Below are 15875 nucleotides of genomic sequence, written 5' to 3'. Positions count from 1 at the left end.
ATCAGATTTTTACCCCCAGAACGCCGTGCATGACAATATAGAAAAATCCCCAGATAAAGGTTCCGGCGATAACCAGCATCATGAACAGGGGATAGGGCGCGTCGCGCTCTTCGATGCCGTCGGCATAGCGGCCGGTGATGGTCTTTTTACGTGCCTCGCTGTCCTTGCCATGCAGATGGGCAAAGGCCAGGCCCACACCGAAAACCACCATGAAAATCAGGCTGGGGAACAGCCAGGCCATGGTGTGCTGGAAATTCAACAGTTCATAAAATCTCATGGGTTGCCCCCCTTATTTGCTGAAATACAGGGCAAAGGCCAACAGCGCGACCGTTGCGCCCAGTCCCGCCGTTGCCAGGAAAAAAAGCCCGTAAATCTCGATCCGATTGAAACGGCTGGCCTTGACCGGCGGCTCATCGGTCTCGTCCCGCAGGGGCAGAAACCGGGCCCGCTGCTGGTCGGAAAACTGGCCGGTTCTAAAGGCCCAGTAGAACACCACCAGGCTGATGGTCAGGCCGATGCTGATGTAGGCGATGAAGTAAGGATAATACATGATTAGGTATTTAGGCTGCAGGTGTATAGGCTGTAGGAGCGATGATGCCATCCCTTTGTCGTTGCGCCTAAATCACCTCAGTCTAATCTCCTTTCCGCTTTCGAATTGATCGAATCAAACTGCCTAACACTTTCTTGGTTTCGACAACGATAGGCTCGACCTTAAGCATTCCGTTGTCTGAAATTTTGAGCCTATTAGCCGTTTAGGATCAAAATCTTTTTCCTACAGCCTAAACCGCTTCAGCCTGAATTCCTGGCGCGAATGCGCCTACGGCTCGTAGGCCGCATCGATTCCCTTCGGCTCGGTGTTCGCGTCGCTGTCGTTGATGAAATAGACCGCCACGTAATTGCCCACATCCCAGATTTTTTCCGACTCCAGTTCACGTTTGAAGTAGGGCATGGCCGATCCGGTGATGCCGTTCATGATCTGGTAGTAGAGGATTCCGCCGCTGATTTCCCTGTTTTTCAGGATGGTGAAGTTCAATGGCGGCGGATAGATCCAGGGCTGGGCCGGGCCCATGCCGTCGCCCACCGGGCCGTGGCAGCCCAGGCAGAAATCCTGGTAGATCTTGTGCCCCCGTGCCAGCCCCGCCTCGGTGGTGGGGTAGGGGTTGGGCACATCGCGCCATCCCTGGGGGATATTGTCGTTGAGCCACTTGACGTTGGCATCCGGGCCGGCTTCGTAAGCCCTGACGGCTTCCTCCTTCCAGAAATTCTGGCGTTTCATACGCCGGTCGGCGTCCTTCAGGCCCAGGCTCTGCACGTAGCGGATGAGATTGTCCATGTTGTTGTCGCCCAGGAACTTGAAGGCCGGCATGATGGACAGCGGGCGCGTGTAACGGGGGTTCATGAAGTGGGCCCGGTGCCAGTCGTCCGGGTGCTCGCCGCCATCCTGGGACAGGTCCGGTCCGGTGCGCTGGGAACCCAGCAGGATGGGGTAGTCGGCCACATAGTCGCCGGCCTGGGCGATACGTTCGGCGCCCAGCCCCCAGTCGATGGTACGGATGGACTGGCTGTGGCAGTAGACGCAGCCGTTGGCGATATAGAGGGCCCGCCCGGCAGCTTCGTCGGCCGCCCGCTGGCGGAAAATGTCCGATGGCACAGTCTGGCTGGTTTGTACATAGGGCAACAGGATCACCACGAACACGATGGCGGCCAGGATCAGCAGCGAGCCGACGACCACGGCAAGGGGGGTCATTTTCATGATGACGCTCCGGTTTTTCCGAACAATGAACGGACGATATTATAAAACCCAAGGACCGCGCTGGAAAAAATCAACAGGCCCAGGCCGGCACGAACCACATAGTATACGTGGATTTCCGGCAGTACCCGGTAAACGGTTTCGCCGTTGAGCCAGGCGTTGCCCTGGATCAGGCCGGCGATGGTCAGTACCACGGTAAACCCCACCATGCCGATCAGGACCATCCAGTACTGGAAGTCGGCCAGAAAACGGCTGTGGAGGGGTTTTCCGGAAAGTTTCGGTATGGTGTAGTAAAGCCCGCCCAGGGCGATCATGCCGGCAAAACCCAGCACGCCGATGTGGGCGTGGGCGACCACCCAGTTGTTGAAATGGGTTACGCGCTGGACGTCGGGCAGGGCCATGAGCGACCCCTGGATGCTGACGAAGAAGTACATGATGGTGCCGGTGAAGACGAATTTGGCACCGATGTCGGCGTGGATTTCACCCAGCCGGCCCTTGGCCGTGTACCAGATGTTGATCAAAAAGGCCATGACCGGAATCACCATGGCCACGCTGTCCACGATGGCCACCACCTTGAGCCAGGTGGGTACCGGTACCTGAAGCAGATGGTGGGTGCCGATGTGGGTGTAGACCACGATAAGCGCCCAGAATCCCAGCAGGGAGAGGGTGTGGCTGTAAAGGGGCACCCGGCAGGCCCGGGGGATCACATAATAGGCCACCGCGGCGGCAAGGGGGGTCAGCAGCAGGCCGAAGACGTTGTGCCCGTAAAACCACAGCAGGATGGCATCGTGGATGCCCACCAGGGCGCCGCTGTCGGGCTTCCAGATGACATTGCCCAGGGCAAAGGTGCAGGCGGTGAGGATGGTGCCGGCCAGTACGTACCATACCGATACATAAAGAATCGGCTCCTGGCGGTTTTTGACGGTCATGATGAAATTGTAAAAGACCAGGCCGAAGGCGGCCACCACCATGATGTCGATGGGCCAGATCAGTTCCGCATATTCACGGCCCTGGGTAAAGCCCGCGGCCAGGGTGGCCACCGCACCGACCAGGGCGATGTTCCAGGCAACCACGGTAAATACACCCAACCGTTCGCTGAACAGCCGGGTACGCAGCAGCCGGGGGATGAAGTAGAAGGCCGCCGAGAGCAGGCCCGGGGTGACAAAACCGAACAGCACCAGGTTGACGTGGGTGGGACGCACGCGTCCAAATACGATGCCGCCCATGTTCTCGGTCAGATCCGGGGCCACCAGTTCCGCGGCCCCGAGCAGTCCGAAAAAGGTAGCGACCATCATCCAGAATCCGGATGTCAGGGCAAACCCCTTGGCGGTGGTATTGGTGGATTCAAGGGTTTGGGTTTCAGCGACCAATGGCGACTCCTTGCAAATTTAATTTTGAATTATGAATTTTGAATGATTGTATTCTGCCTGTTTTTAAAACGATAGAATTCCTCAATTCAACATTCATAATTCAAAATTCTCAATTTTGTTAGCTGTGGCAGGCCAGCCAGCAGCCCAGGTTGACCTTTTTTTCCCGGTGGCATTGGATGCAGAATCCCATCTTGAAGCGTTCACCTTTCAGGCGGTCCATCTGGCGGACCTCGCCGTGGCAGGATTCGCAGGCGATTTCTTTTTTAATATGCCGTTGGTGGTTGAACAGCACGTGTTCGGCCAGTTCGTATACTTTCACCCACGGTGTGGGGGTGTCGCTGTTAAAATAGTCGTGTTCTTTCTGGATCTCGGGGTGGTTGGCGATGATGTAGTTGTGGCAGTACAGGCATTTTTCCACGGCCGGCAATCCCGGATGGATGGATCGGCCCACGTAGGGGTGGCAGAACTGGCACTGGATGGCCTTGTGCCCGGCGTGGAGGCGGTGGCTGAAGGCGATGGGCTGCTCCGCACCGATGCGGGTGGCCGGCGACGCGTAGAAGAAGAACAGGAACGCCAGCACCAGCGCCACGCAGGCAGACACCCAGAACATGGGGCCCCGGTTTTCCCAGACGTGCGCCAGGGTCTCGCCGAAGGCGGTGATAAAGCGCATGGGCCGTCCCCGGGTACCGATCAGAATAACGATCACCGCGAGGGTGAGCAGAGAAAAAGAGGTAATCAGAATTTCCATTATCAAAACTCAGGTGTTTAGGGGTTAAGGCTGAAGACTGAAGGCGAACCGCATCGACCCTTCAATTCCACAATCCCTCAATTCGAGAACCGTCAATCATTAACCTGATATCCCACTGTCTGGCCCGCAATTTATTCGGTATCGGTAAAAAGGGATTGCGACGGCAGTCGCTCTTTCAATTCCTTAAGCCCTCAATCCCCAATTTTTCAATCAGATGCATCGACCTTTTTTCGTCTGCCTCCTAACCGGCTTCAACCTCAATTGTCTCCACTTCTGTGCCCTTCAGCAACTCGGGAAACTGCTGGAAGTATCCCGTCACGGCAACGGCCAGCAGACCGAAAAAGCCCACGGCCACGGCGGCTTCCACCCAGCCCAGGGGGATGTGATGGGCGTGGTGATGAAAGGAGGGACCCAGCAGCAGGTAGTGCTCCAGCCAGATGCCGGTCATCACGGCCAGGCAGATGACGACCATGGCCCGGGGCATGGTTTTGATCCGGCGGTTGATCAGGATCAGGAACGGGGCCAGGAAGCAGCCGATGAAAACGGTCCAGGCCAGCGTGCTCCAGGGCGCGGCCATGGTGCGTTCGATGATGTAGGCGGTCTCTTCGGGGATGTTGCCGTACCAGATCACCACGAACTGGGCATAGAAGAAATCGGCCCACACCAGGCAGAAGGCGAAAAAGAGTTTGCCGATGTCGTGAAACTGGCTTTCCTCGACATGGTAGCCGTTCCTGCGGCTCAGATGCAGGAGTGCGCTGAGGACGATCAGGGCACCGAAACCGATGTAGACCGCCTTGACAAAGGTATAGGCACCGAACAGGGTGGAGTACCAGTGCGGATCCGTGGCCATCACCAGATCGTAGCCGATCAGTGAAAGGACCAGGGCAAAGGCCAGCAGGTAGAGGATGCCGAAGACCGTCATGCGGCCGGCCAGACGATCTTCGTCTGGCGGATTTTTCTCCCAGCGGGCCAGCAGCCAGCGGCCGAAGGGGCCCGATGCGCCCCGGATACTCAGGGTGAAGTAGAGTCGGTGATAGAGAAAGGCCATGCCGAACCCGTAGAGCAGGCACAGGCCTGCCAAGTCCCTGCCGAACATGAAAGGCAGGTTGAGCCACACTTCCTTGCCGTGCAGGTCTTCGTGCAGCCAGGGAAAAACGTGCTGGTGGCCAATGAACAGGATGACGAACAGCACCAGGGATACCGGGAAGAAGGCGGCGAAGGATTCGGCCACATCGGCCAGGGGGCCGCTCCAGCGGGCTTTGACCGTGTGCATGAGGGCCGAAAAGAGGACCGCCCCCTGGGCGATGGCCGAGAAGAACAGGAAGTTCAGCAGGTAGGCCTGCCAGGCCCGGGCCGGGTTGCCCACAACGGCGACCGTGATGAAAATCAGGGCGCCGGCGGCCGCCAGGCCGTAAAAAATCTTCATCAGCGGCAGTGGTCTTTCCTGATCGCTTGACGGGAGTGTGGACATGGTCACCTTTCCATCCATTCGTTTACCGTTTTGGTCTCAGCACCGTTTTCCTCGAAAAAACGGGTCAGCTCATCCTGCTCGTCGGCATGGCAGCGGGCCAGCACCCCGAAACGGTCCCCGGAGAAGCGTTCGTCGTAGCCCGGCCGGGTATCGAAGCGCGGCAGCCGGGCCTGGGAGATCAGGCCCAGAACGTTGCCGAAGACGGCGAAAAGGATGGTGAATTCAAATCCCACGATAAAAAACGGCACCAGGGCCACCACCGGTTTGCCGCTGACCATCAAGGACCAGCGGGTGGCGGTGAAGGCGGCCAGCAAAAAGCCGGTAAAGAACCCGGTGATACCACCGGCCAGGGTGAACCAGCCTACCCGGCTCTTGGGCAACTCCAGGGCGTGTTCGATGGCGTGGCTGGGAATGGGGCTGTGAACCCGCTCGACGGTCCAGGCCGTTTCCCGCAACCCGTCGATGGCCGTGGCGGCGCTGTTTTCGCTGGCAAAGATCCCCATGATGGAAATGGTGTCAGCCGGCATGATGCTCTCCTTCATGCAGGGTTTCTTTCATCTCGGTCATGGCGACCGACGGCATGTGTTTGACGAACAGCACGAACAGGAAGAAAAAGAGGCAGAAACTGCCGATCATGATGCCGAATTCAACCCAGCTGGGTGAGTAGAGCCCCCAGGCGTGGGGCAGAAAATCGTGGGCCACCGACCCGATGATGATCACGAAGCGTTCATACCACATGCCCACGTTGACCAGCAGGCTGATGACGAAGAGCACGCGGATGTTGGTGCGCACCTTCCTGAACAGCAGCAGCAGCGGGATGATGGTGTTGCAGGTCACCATGATCCAGTATTCCAGGGCGTAGTCGCCGAAGGCCCGCCAGCGGAAGGACTCCACCTCCACGGGGTTGTGGCTGTACCAGGCGATGAAGATTTCGGTGGCGTAGGCGAATCCCACGATCAGGCCGGTGAAGACGATGGTTTTGGCCACGCTTTCCAGGACGCGGTCGGTGATGATCGCTTCGTAGCGGAAGATCATGCGCAGGGGGATCATCAGGGTGACCACCATGGCCAGGCCCGAATGGATGGCGCCGGCCACGAAGTAGGGGGCGAAGATGGTGGTGTGCCAGCCGGGCACGACGCTCAGGGCAAAATCCCAGGAGACCACGCTGTGCACCGAGATGACCAGCGGGGTGGCCAGGGCGGCGAAAAAGAGATAGCCGCGGGTGTAGTGGCGCCATACCTCGAATTCGCCGGTCCATCCCAGGGAGAGCACGGTGAAAATCTTGCGGCGCACACCGTGGGCCCGGTCCCGGATGGTGGCCAGGTCCGGCAGCATGCCGGTGTACCAGAACAGGCTGCTGACCGTCAGGTAGGTGGAAATGGCCACCACGTCGAACATCAGCGGCGACTGGAAGTTGGGCCACAGGGTTCGCTGGTTGGGCACCGGCAGCATGTAGTAGACCATCCAGACCCGTCCCAGGTGGATGAAGGGGTAGAGGCCGGCGGTGCACACGGCAAAGACGGTCATGGTCTCGGCGGCCCGGGCGATGGGGTTGCGCCAGCCGGCCCGGAACAGGTGCAGGATGGCGGAAATCAGCGTGCCCGAATGGGCGATCCCCACCCAGAAGACGAAGTTGATCAGATAGGTGCCCCAGTGAACCGGGTTGTTCTGGCCGGCGACGCCGATGCCCACCAGAATCTGGTAGGTCCAGCATCCCGCCCCCATGAGTACGCCGGCAAAAAGCAGGGCCACGACCACCCAGTAGCTGCGCCGGGGCGTCGTCAGGGTGTCGAGGACGGTATCGTCGATGGTCTGGTAGGTCAGTGTCTGTTCCATTGCTTCCCTATGTATGTCGGCTTCCTGAGAACGCTTTTGGACGGCGTTATCGGTCGTCGCGGTATATCCGAATACAGCTTCCTTCCTCTGGCCTTGCCAAAAGCATTCTCAGGAAGCCTTTTCCCAACTTTTTGTGTCGATCACCGTTTCTTTTGCGACAATTATCCAGAATTTAGCATCCAGAAGTGCGGATTTGCCTTCGGCTCGGTCTTTTTAAAACAACACCGGAGCGCAGTGAAACCGTTTTCCTCCTATCTCCTGACTTCTGAATTTTATTCCGAGTCCTCATCCGACAACCCTTCCGCCTTCGGTCTAAACACATACATGCCTAAACCTTCTGCACCACCTTCTTCAGGTAAATCACCGCCGGCTTGGTGTTCAGGTAGCCCATCACCTGGTAGGCCCGCGGATCCCTGATCAGCCGGCTCACCCGGCTGGCCGGATCCATGAGGCTGCCGAAGGTCAGCGCGCCGGTGGGGCAGGTCTGGGCGCAGGCCGGCACCACTTCGCCGTCGCGGATGGCCCGGCCTTCATTCTTGGCCGTGTTGTGGGCGTCCTTGATGCGCTGGATGCAAAAGGAGCATTTTTCCATCACGCCCTTGCTGCGCACGGTGACGTTGGGGTTGAGCTGCATGTCCAGCGGCTCGGGCCACTGCCAGTCGAACCAGTTGAAGCGCCGCACCTTGTAGGGGCAGTTCTGGGCGCAAAAACGCGTGCCGATGCAGCGGTTGTAAATCTGGTTGTTGAGCCCCTCCTTGGAGTGGTGGGGGGCGTAGACCGGGCAGACCGCCTCGCAGGGGGCATTGTCGCAGTGCTGGCACATCATGGGCAGAAAGGTCATGCGGGCCATGTCCGCCGGGTCGTGGTAACGCTGGATCTGCAGCCAGGCCATCTCGCGGCCTTCCAGGATCCGCTTTTCGCCCACAATGCCGATGTTGTTCTCCGCATAGCAGGCCGCCACGCAGGCGCTGCAGCCGATGCAGCGGTCCATGTCCACGACCATGGCCCACCGGTAGCCGTCATGGTCATGGGGCGGGTAGAGATCCCGTTTGGGATCGTATCCCTCGGGGGTCGGCGGGGTCAGCGGAAAATTGTCCATGGTCAGGCCCGGTTTACCGTGCCCGTCCGGGTGGCCGACCTGTTCGATGGGAACGGTCAGGGCGATTTTACGGTGCAGGGACTCCCGGTGGCCCGAGGTACTGGCCAGGGCCACGGTTCGGCCGGTTTTTGTCAGGCTTGTCAGGGGGGTCGCCAACGACGGCGCCCCTGCGTCGGCATCCAGCGATGGATCCAGTGCGGCGATGGGGTTTACGCCCTGGTCGCTGGCCCAGCGGCCGAAGGCCGTGTGTCCCTGTCCGACGGGCACCACAACGGCTCCGGGGAAAACCCCCGCGTAAGGGTAGACCGGCAATTCGATCGTTCCGGCTCCGGTTTCCAGGACGACGCCGTCACCTTCCTTCAGTCCGTCGGCGGCCATGCGGTCCGGATGGATCAGGGCCGTGGTCTGCCAGGGGATCTGGGTGAGGGTATCGGGCGTTTCGATCAACCATGGCCGGTTGGCGCCCCGGCCGTCGAAAAAACGGATGGAGGGCGGGGCCACGAGTACATCCGCCGCGTCTGCTTGCGGCAGCGCCGCCAGGTAGCGTTCCAGGGTGGCCGCGGCTTTCATGCCGGCCCCGGGAGCCTTGCCCGAGGACTTACCTTTGGAAAAGCGGCCGCCTGTCTGGATCGTCTTCAGCCAGGTGGTGGGGGTCTCATCCTCCTGACCGGCCAGAACGGCAGCGGTCACCATGGACTGGTAGTCCGTCGCGGGCCGCTTGTCGGGCGGCAGCAGATTGAGCAGCAGATCCCCCAGCGCAGGCGCCTGGGTTATTTTGCCCATGGTCGGCTGCAGGGTGCCCATGGTGGTGCTGCTGCTTTCAAAGGCGTCCCAGGTTTCCAGGGCCATCTGCACCGGTACGATCAGATCGGCCGTGGCGGCGGTCTCGTCGACGAAATTGGAAAAGGCCACCACGAATCGCTTTTTATCGCTCAGCGTCCCGGCAATACGGTCGCCCCCGGGAATGGCGAAGACCGGGTTGACGTTGTTGAGCAGGACCAGGTCCACGGATTTTTCATCCATGGCATCGAACGCCGCCAGCACGGTGGACCGCCGGTCGGCGATCTCCACCCGGTGACGGTTGTTGAAATCGAACAGGGACAATTCGGGGTCCAGGGCCAGGTTGAGAAAAAGGCCAGCCAGTTCCGCGGCCACTGCACCGCCGCCGTCGGTGCCGCATCCCGGCCCCAGGACCAGGGGGCGTCTGGCCGCCAGCAATTGCCGCCCGACGACGGCCTGGTCTTCCACGCTGACGCCCGACATCCGGGCCACCGCTTCCGGGGTGAAGGCTTCGGCCATCCCGGCCAGGGCCTTGCGCACGTCCCGATGGACGTTCCGCCCGTTTTCACCGCCGACGACCATCCGGACCAACCCCATGATCACCGCCGCTTCCGTGCCGGGCCGGCAGCCGATCCAGCGGTCGGCATTGGCGCCGGTGAGCGACTGGAACGGGCTTACCTGGACGAACACACCTTTGCCGCCGTTGCTGAGCAGGTGCATGGCCTTGAACTTGCGGGCGTATTCCACCGGCGAGAGCCAGGTCTCCAGAAAATCGGCACCGAAGCCGACCAGCACATCGGCCTGTTCCATGCGCAGTACCGGTAAAACGGCGGCCCCGAAAATCTCCTGATAGGCAAATTTGAGGGCTTCATAGGCCAGGGGTTCGAAAACCACGGGCGGCTGGCTGTCGAAATGCCGCAACACCGTGGCAAAGAGATCCAGCTGGGTCCGGCCGACGGTTTCGGTCACCATGGTGATGCGGCCGGCACCTCGGCCGGCGGCCGCTGCGGCCCGTTTTCGGATCAATGCCTCGGCTTCGTAAAAAGGAATCTCCTGCCAGCCGTCCCCGGTTTTCAGCTGCGGGGTGCGCAGGCGGTCGGGGTTGTAAATCCCCTGGAGGGCGGCCTGGCCCCGGATGCAGAGGGCGCCCCGGTTGACCGGGTGCAGGCCATTGCCCTCGAGCTTGATGATCCGTCCTTCACGGTTTTTGGCCAGGACGCCGCAGCCGGCCGGACATTCCCGGCAGGTGGAGGCATACCAGGCTTCCTTGCCGGTGACCATGTCCTCCGTGGCCTGGACCATGGTGAACAGGTTGTTTTCGGATTCGGTGGAGCAGCCGGTGGCCAAGGCGACGCTGCCCATGGATGCGATCTTGAGAAAGGTTCTGCGATTCATGCGTGATGCCCGTTCGTGCCAGGTTTTCCATGCCGATGGCATGAATTGGTCGGGTGCGGTACCTATCCTGCTGTCGATGGACGGCTCAATGTCAATGACATTCTCAATCCGGCGTCAGCGGTGCGGCCGTGCTGCTGGTATTTGTCGGGAATGAAACGGTTTGATGTAAATTGGTGTCACGATAACAAAAGCCTGATGGGGTTGTCAATTGCCTAACGCGAGCCCCGGTTGCCTGCGGGCAGCAGGGGCAAAGGCCCTGCAGGCACGAAGGAATGAGAAATGGCGTCGATGTCGACGGCTGTGGCCCCGCAGGGATGCCGGCGTCAATCGCAGTGGGCGTCGCCCTCCACCGAACCTTACGGGTTCCCGGCTGCTGCACGGATCAGGGTGCGCCGTCGAGCCAGACCCCGGTGTGCAGGCGCCAGGCGATGGCCGGTCCGGTGGCCAGGACCGTGAATCCGACCAGGGCGATGAGGGTCCGCCAGGCGGCCCGCCGGATGCGGGTTTCGGATGGATCGGCCAGGTTCGGGAATCGGCTGCGGGTGCGGTCGGCCAGCCAGAGTGCCGTGCTCTCCATGACGACTACGGCCACGCAGGCGAAAATGAAGAACCCGGCGCCGTAATAGTCCGGCAGGAACAGGCACCATGGGCAGGGATGGGAGAGAACCTGGTAGTAGTAGGCGGACCACACCTGCTTGACGGAAACCGTTGCCCCCACGGACCAGAGGACGGCGATGGCGCAACCCAGGCCGCCCGCGCCGCGGCCCGGGCGGCGGATGCCGGCCACCGCGAGGATCAGCAATGCCGCGCTGCCCGCCAGGCTTCCCCAGAGGAAGGCCGGTGCCAGCCGTTTCATGGCCGCGGACCCGGAGGCATCGTCCAGTACCCGGTCGTAGACCACCGCGCAGCAGCTGACCGGGGTGACGTTTTCAATCCGCATCAGGGCCTGCCATGAGAAGAAGACGGCCAGGACAAGGAAGGGGGCGGCACAGATCATCGTCCGCGCCGCGGCCTGGGTCAGGTATCCTTGCGGATGACGGCTGTCCAGGCGATCCAGGGTGCCCCAGCCGTAGAGGATCATCAGGGTGAGGCTCCAGAAAATCATGGCCCGGCTGCCGTCGGTTCCCATGGCCTGCAGGACGCCGGTACCGCACATGGCACCGGGAACGATCCGATGCCAGGCCACGGCGATTCCCACCAGCCCCAGCATGGCCGCCGCTGTCAGGCTGCCCAACGCCCAGTGCCCAAGCAACGCAGCCGTTTCCGCACGGCGCTCACGTTGCAGCTGGTCGGCGTCCGCTCGCCCCGGGGCCCAGTTCAGCATCACGTCCACGGCCTGAGCGGCGCCGGTTGAATAAAGCAGAACGCCGGTGACCGCCGCCGCCCAGAATGCCCATACCAGGGGGTGCCAGATCATGGCGCTGCCAGGCTGTCCGGGGTCTCGACCAGGGATGCCGAGTCCAATAGAAACCGGCGGTCAACCCGATGGGATGACCGCAGCCGCGGGTCGTGAGAACAGACGACGACCACCGCGCCGTCATGGGCGGCGGCGGCCATCATTTCACCGATCTGTAATGCATGGTCGTCATCCTGAAAGGCGGTGGGCTCATCGGCCAGGAGAAACCGGGGCCGGACCACCAGGCCCCGGGCCATCGCGACCCGTTGCCGCTGCCCGCCGGACAGGGCGCTTGCCGGGGTGTCGGCCAGGTCGGACAGGCCGGCGACGGCAAGCTGCCGGTGGATGCGGGCCTGTATGCGGGACCAGACGATCTGCCGCGGGATCAGCGGCAGCACCAGGTTCTCCGCCACGGTGAGGTCCGGTATCAATGCCAGGTGCTGAAAAACGATGCCGGTCTGCTGCCGCCACGCGTCACGGTGCCGCGACGGCCAGCGGGAAACCGGTTGTCCGTCGGCCCATATCTCGCCGGCCGTGGGGCGAAGCAGGCCGGCCAGCAGATGCAGGAGCGTACTCTTGCCGCTGCCGGTTGCACCGGTCACCAGGTTGACCGTGCCCGGAGAAAATTGCGCCTCGACCGATTCCAGCACGGGGGGGGCCTCGGCCTGTTTTCCCGGCCACCGGAAATCGAGCCGGCGGCAGGCCAGTCCGGTGTTCAGTTCCATGGGTCCGCCTGAAGCATGCGCCACGGTGCCCCCGCCGCGCCCCGAAGGCTGGTGAGAAAAACGGCAGCCATGAAGGGCAGCCCCACCATGGCGGCGATTTCGATCATGATCATCATGGCACCGGTGCCGGCCAGGGTCAGCCGCGGCAGGTGCTGGCCGCCGGTGATCCAGTACGCGGTGACCCCGGCGACGGGCGGATAGAAGACCGCCCCGTAGGCCGCCGCCAGACCCAGCATTACCGCCGGGACGCCCACGATGGCGGCCTTGATGATTTGAAGGCGCACAATGTCTGCGGTGGTCCACCCCGTGGATTTGAGCAGGCCCCAATGGGACCGCTGGCCGGCGGTGTCGACGACCGTGCCGGTGACGATCAGCAGCAGGGCCAGCAGGGCCGGGATACCGGCCACCACCGCCATGCCGCCGCTGCGGACGGCCAGGGTGTGATGGCGAAGGGTGCCGGTGCTGCGATCGGTAATGCGTACGGGCCAGGGAAAGGCGGCGGCCAGATCGGTCTGGATGGCCTGTTCCTCCTCCCTCCGGAACAGATGGACGGCCAGGTCGCTGGCCTGATCCGGCGCCAGTCCCAGCAACTGGCGGGCATCACCCGGGGTCATCCAGACCAGGTCATGGGTGGCCAGACCGGTGCCGGCCGGGAAGGTGCCGACGACCTCCAGGGTGACGGGGATGCGGCCGCCCAGCTTCAACCGGCTGCCCGGCATGTCGCGGGTCACACCCAGGCCCACCACGGCCTGTCCGGCCACCGGGGCCTTGAGCCCCCGGCGCACCGTTTCAGGGATGATGCCATCGGTGGCAACGACGGTGACCGGGCCCGCCGGACCCGGCACCACGCCCCACAGCCGTGCGGTGGGGTTGAGGGCGCCGGGGACTTTTGCGGCCAGGGCCACTGCGGCCCGGGCGGGGATGGGGGCCCATCCGCCGCTGTCGATACGCCTGACCACGAGATCCGGCGCCTGGTCCATGAGGTTGGCCCAGGTCGTGTCCAGTGCCTGGCTGAACAGCAGGGGGGTGGCGGTCAGAAAAACCAGGCTGGCCAGGCAGGCAAACAGAAGCACGGCCCGGCCCGCATGGCGCTGGATTTCGCGTGCGGCCCAGATGGCCATGGGGGTGAATCCGGGCTTCGTTTTCATGGGGCCCTTCCCAGGCCGGGAGAGAATCGCAGGTCAACCGCCGGGTGCTCGGTTTCCGGATGGCGCATGGGGCCGCCGGCGGCGTAAAGGGCCGGTGCGGAAAGGGACAATGCCGCCATCCACGCCCTGGCGTCGTCATCCTGGTGGCAGCCCCGCATGGCCCGGTCGCCGGCGACGACCAGGGCCACCAGGACGCTGGCCAGAACGGCGATGGTCAACAGGCGCCGTGCCGTCTGACACGGTGCCGGCAGCCGACGGGTTTTCCGATCAGGCCGGCATTCCATCAGGCGGGCCCGAGGATTCAATCCGCCCGGGCCGCCGGCAATTCGCGGCGGCTGATCTGTTTCCACAGATCGTCGTCGACCTGATCGAAAGTGAATACGGTTTTTCCGCCATGGCGGTCCTTGAAGACGGCCAGCTGCCCGGGGTCACCCAGGGCGATGATGGCCGGGCCCATGGGGCCCACCACATCGGAACCGGCCACCCAGGTGGCCGTTCGCCCGTCAATGGGTTGGCCGGAAAAGTAGTCCCGGACCACGAGACGGTCGATCTGAGCCCGGGTTTTTCCCAGGTAGGCCGCGGGCCTCAGCCATGTTCTCAGCAGGCAGCCGTTGCCGCAAAAATAAAACGTCTCACCGCTTTTCAGCGTCATGGCCGCGGCGGTCCGCGGGCGCCGGGCGGGAAACATGGCGCAGACCGGGCAGCGGTCGGTCTCGCTGAGGGTCATCTGCCCGTCTGCCGAAAGTGATTTCAATGCCGGGGCCGGCCCGCCCTCGGCCGCCGGCGCGGCTCCGGGAACGAGAACGAGGACGACCATTACAAGGGTTGCCCGCAGCCATTGACCGGTGTCCGATGAGAATTTCAAATCGGTGCCTCCTTTTAGTCAGAAAAATGATGAGGTTGTTAATGCAAGCGAAACGGCTGTTGAAAACCGGAAAAAGAGAGTGTCAATGTAGCCGCTTTTGTGAGAAACTGCAAGATCGTGCCACCCGGAAACGGCATTTTGAGACCCGCATCTGCTTCCCATGTTTTTGAAATCCTCGACGCAGCGCCGCTGCACCGGTGTTTTCAGAAACCCCGCGGCCTCGATCCGGACCTCGACATGCCCGTTCCGGAAAAACACGCAGAAAGGGGCGCCGGTTTCTAAAAGCCCCGTTTCGGCCAATATCGGTGGCGGACGACGGTTTCAATTCTCGACATACTCAGTGACTTGCTCCGGTTGAAATGATCGCCCGACTGAATGCTGAACGGACCGCCACATTATCAAACCGCCTCATGGGACGGGACTTGAGGCGCGGGTGAGAAGATGACAACGCCAACGGATACGATTGCCCTGTTCATGCTGGGGCTGCTGGGCACCGGCCATTGCATCGGTATGTGCGGGCCCCTGATCGTGGCCCTCCCCGGCCAGACCGGCCGGTTTTCGGCCCATCTGGCATACCATGCCGGCCGGTTGATCACCTACAGCATCATCGGTGCCGTCATGGGGGCCGCCGGCAGCGGGTTGATCGGTCTGGCCGCGGCCGTCGGGGGCGACCCGATGGTGTGGATCTCCCGGGTGCAGGTGGGGATCGGCCTTTTGGCGGGGCTGTTCCTGCTTTTTTTCGGCCTGTCCCGCATGGGAATTGTCGCCGAACCCCGGTGGCTGGCCATTGCCATGCCCAACCGGATGCCCGGCTGGCGGCGCCTCATGTCCCGGACAGCCGGCGAGCGCAGCGACCTGGACCTGTTTCTCATGGGACTGGTGCTGGGCGGCCTGCCCTGCGGGCTTTCCTATGCCGCTTTTGCCAAGGCGCTCTCCGGGGCCCAGGTATGGGCCGGTGCCTCCATGGCCCTGATTTTCGGTATGGGCACCCTGCCGGGGCTGCTGGCCGTGGGCGCCGGTGCGGCGGTCTTTTTGAACCGCTTCCGGCAGCAGGCCGATCTCCTGGCCGGCCTGGTCATGATCGGCATGGCGGCGATGCTGCTGGTCAGGGCGCTCGAGGTGGTGTCGGTTTGAACGATGGCCGGTCCATGCGCGGCACCGGCGACTGCCTGCGGCGGTGATACAGACGCCCGTGCGCGGCAGCTGTCGGCCCCATCCATATCTCTTTGGCCCAAAAACACAGTAATTGAACCCTGTCAATTCAGTCTTAATATGAATAAGGAACGCAGCTT

15 protein-coding genes are annotated in these 15875 nt (G+C 62.2%); 1 reads left to right on the top strand and 14 read right to left on the bottom strand.

Annotated elements, in window-relative coordinates; all coding sequences use genetic code 11:
• Window position 1 precedes the first annotated feature (1 nt).
• The 14 genes from DSCA_RS14115 to DSCA_RS14050 all read right to left on the bottom strand — a co-directional run bounded on the left by DSCA_RS14115 (window position 2) and on the right by DSCA_RS14050 (window position 14583).
• The gene (locus DSCA_RS14115; RefSeq protein WP_155317030.1) at window positions 2-277 is read right to left on the bottom strand and encodes a cbb3-type cytochrome c oxidase N-terminal domain-containing protein; all 276 of its coding nucleotides are present in this window, start codon (window positions 275-277) and stop codon (window positions 2-4) included.
• 12 nt (window positions 278-289) lie between these two features.
• A complete protein-coding gene (locus DSCA_RS32130) occupies window positions 290-550 on the bottom strand; it encodes a cbb3-type cytochrome oxidase assembly protein (protein ID WP_174783988.1) in 261 nt (86 codons plus the stop codon).
• A gap of 267 nt (window positions 551-817) precedes the next feature.
• Window positions 818-1753: a cbb3-type cytochrome c oxidase subunit II gene (locus tag DSCA_RS14105; protein ID WP_155317029.1), complete on the bottom strand. Its 936-nt coding sequence runs from the start codon at window positions 1751-1753 to the stop codon at window positions 818-820.
• Window positions 1750-3120, bottom strand: coding sequence for a cbb3-type cytochrome c oxidase subunit I (locus DSCA_RS14100; RefSeq protein ID WP_231716489.1), 1371 nt, complete (start codon window positions 3118-3120; stop codon window positions 1750-1752). Before DSCA_RS14100 ends, DSCA_RS14105 begins: the two co-directional genes overlap by 4 nt.
• Window positions 3121-3238: 118 nt before the next feature.
• Window positions 3239-3868 (bottom strand): cytochrome c3 family protein, encoded by a 630-nt coding sequence (locus DSCA_RS14095; RefSeq protein WP_231716488.1) that lies wholly within the window; start codon window positions 3866-3868, stop codon window positions 3239-3241.
• 241 nt (window positions 3869-4109) lie between these two features.
• On the bottom strand, window positions 4110-5339 hold the full coding sequence (locus DSCA_RS14090) for a polysulfide reductase NrfD (RefSeq protein WP_167527775.1): 1230 nt from the start codon (window positions 5337-5339) through the stop codon (window positions 4110-4112).
• Window positions 5340-5341: 2 nt separating this feature from the next.
• Complete coding sequence (locus tag DSCA_RS14085) at window positions 5342-5866, bottom strand: DUF3341 domain-containing protein (protein ID WP_167527774.1); 525 nt, start codon at window positions 5864-5866, stop codon at window positions 5342-5344.
• A complete protein-coding gene (gene nrfD / locus DSCA_RS14080) occupies window positions 5856-7175 on the bottom strand; it encodes an NrfD/PsrC family molybdoenzyme membrane anchor subunit (protein WP_155317026.1) in 1320 nt (439 codons plus the stop codon). The genes DSCA_RS14085 and nrfD overlap by 11 nt, the downstream gene beginning before the upstream one ends.
• Window positions 7176-7503: 328 nt before the next feature.
• Window positions 7504-10449 (bottom strand): 4Fe-4S dicluster domain-containing protein, encoded by a 2946-nt coding sequence (locus tag DSCA_RS14075; protein WP_167527773.1) that lies wholly within the window; start codon window positions 10447-10449, stop codon window positions 7504-7506.
• Window positions 10450-10831: 382 nt separating this feature from the next.
• Entirely contained in the window at window positions 10832-11866 is a 1035-nt protein-coding gene (locus DSCA_RS14070; RefSeq protein WP_155317024.1) for a hypothetical protein, read from the bottom strand.
• Window positions 11863-12570, bottom strand: a complete 708-nt coding sequence (locus DSCA_RS14065; protein WP_155317023.1) for an ATP-binding cassette domain-containing protein — start codon at window positions 12568-12570, stop codon at window positions 11863-11865. The genes DSCA_RS14070 and DSCA_RS14065 overlap by 4 nt, the downstream gene beginning before the upstream one ends.
• On the bottom strand, window positions 12561-13718 hold the full coding sequence (locus tag DSCA_RS14060; protein WP_155317022.1) for an ABC transporter permease family protein: 1158 nt from the start codon (window positions 13716-13718) through the stop codon (window positions 12561-12563). The genes DSCA_RS14065 and DSCA_RS14060 overlap by 10 nt, the downstream gene beginning before the upstream one ends.
• Complete coding sequence (locus DSCA_RS14055) at window positions 13715-14023, bottom strand: hypothetical protein (protein ID WP_155317021.1); 309 nt, start codon at window positions 14021-14023, stop codon at window positions 13715-13717. Before DSCA_RS14055 ends, DSCA_RS14060 begins: the two co-directional genes overlap by 4 nt.
• Window positions 14020-14583 carry a nitrous oxide reductase accessory protein NosL gene (locus DSCA_RS14050; RefSeq protein WP_155317020.1) on the bottom strand — a complete coding sequence of 188 codons (564 nt, stop codon included), beginning with the start codon at window positions 14581-14583 and terminating at the stop codon, window positions 14020-14022. Before DSCA_RS14050 ends, DSCA_RS14055 begins: the two co-directional genes overlap by 4 nt.
• A gap of 441 nt (window positions 14584-15024) precedes the next feature.
• Here DSCA_RS14050 and DSCA_RS14045 point away from each other — a divergent pair, with 441 nt between their 5' ends.
• Window positions 15025-15717, top strand: coding sequence for a sulfite exporter TauE/SafE family protein (locus DSCA_RS14045; protein ID WP_155317019.1), 693 nt, complete (start codon window positions 15025-15027; stop codon window positions 15715-15717).
• Window positions 15718-15875: the final 158 nt, after the last annotated feature.

It is taken from the genome of Desulfosarcina alkanivorans, assembly GCF_009688945.1.
GTDB lineage: Bacteria > Desulfobacterota > Desulfobacteria > Desulfobacterales > Desulfosarcinaceae > Desulfosarcina > Desulfosarcina alkanivorans.
Note: the sequence above shows the minus strand (reverse complement) of the source record. Positions and strands in the feature narration are given on the sequence as shown.

Coding starts and splice junctions, on each gene's coding strand:
- DSCA_RS14065 (WP_155317023.1), bottom strand. CDS start 12,570: ATGGAACTGAACACCGGACTGGCCTGCCGCCGGCTCGATTTCCGGTGG.
- DSCA_RS14075 (WP_167527773.1), bottom strand. CDS start 10,449: ATGAATCGCAGAACCTTTCTCAAGATCGCATCCATGGGCAGCGTCGCC.
- DSCA_RS14085 (WP_167527774.1), bottom strand. CDS start 5,866: ATGCCGGCTGACACCATTTCCATCATGGGGATCTTTGCCAGCGAAAAC.
- DSCA_RS14090 (WP_167527775.1), bottom strand. CDS start 5,339: ATGTCCACACTCCCGTCAAGCGATCAGGAAAGACCACTGCCGCTGATG.
- DSCA_RS14095 (WP_231716488.1), bottom strand. CDS start 3,868: ATGGAAATTCTGATTACCTCTTTTTCTCTGCTCACCCTCGCGGTGATC.
- DSCA_RS14060 (WP_155317022.1), bottom strand. CDS start 13,718: ATGAAAACGAAGCCCGGATTCACCCCCATGGCCATCTGGGCCGCACGC.
- DSCA_RS14070 (WP_155317024.1), bottom strand. CDS start 11,866: ATGATCTGGCACCCCCTGGTATGGGCATTCTGGGCGGCGGCGGTCACC.
- DSCA_RS32130 (WP_174783988.1), bottom strand. CDS start 550: ATGTATTATCCTTACTTCATCGCCTACATCAGCATCGGCCTGACCATC.
- DSCA_RS14115 (WP_155317030.1), bottom strand. CDS start 277: ATGAGATTTTATGAACTGTTGAATTTCCAGCACACCATGGCCTGGCTG.
- nrfD (WP_155317026.1), bottom strand. CDS start 7,175: ATGGAACAGACACTGACCTACCAGACCATCGACGATACCGTCCTCGAC.
- DSCA_RS14105 (WP_155317029.1), bottom strand. CDS start 1,753: ATGAAAATGACCCCCCTTGCCGTGGTCGTCGGCTCGCTGCTGATCCTG.
- DSCA_RS14045 (WP_155317019.1), top strand. CDS start 15,025: ATGACAACGCCAACGGATACGATTGCCCTGTTCATGCTGGGGCTGCTG.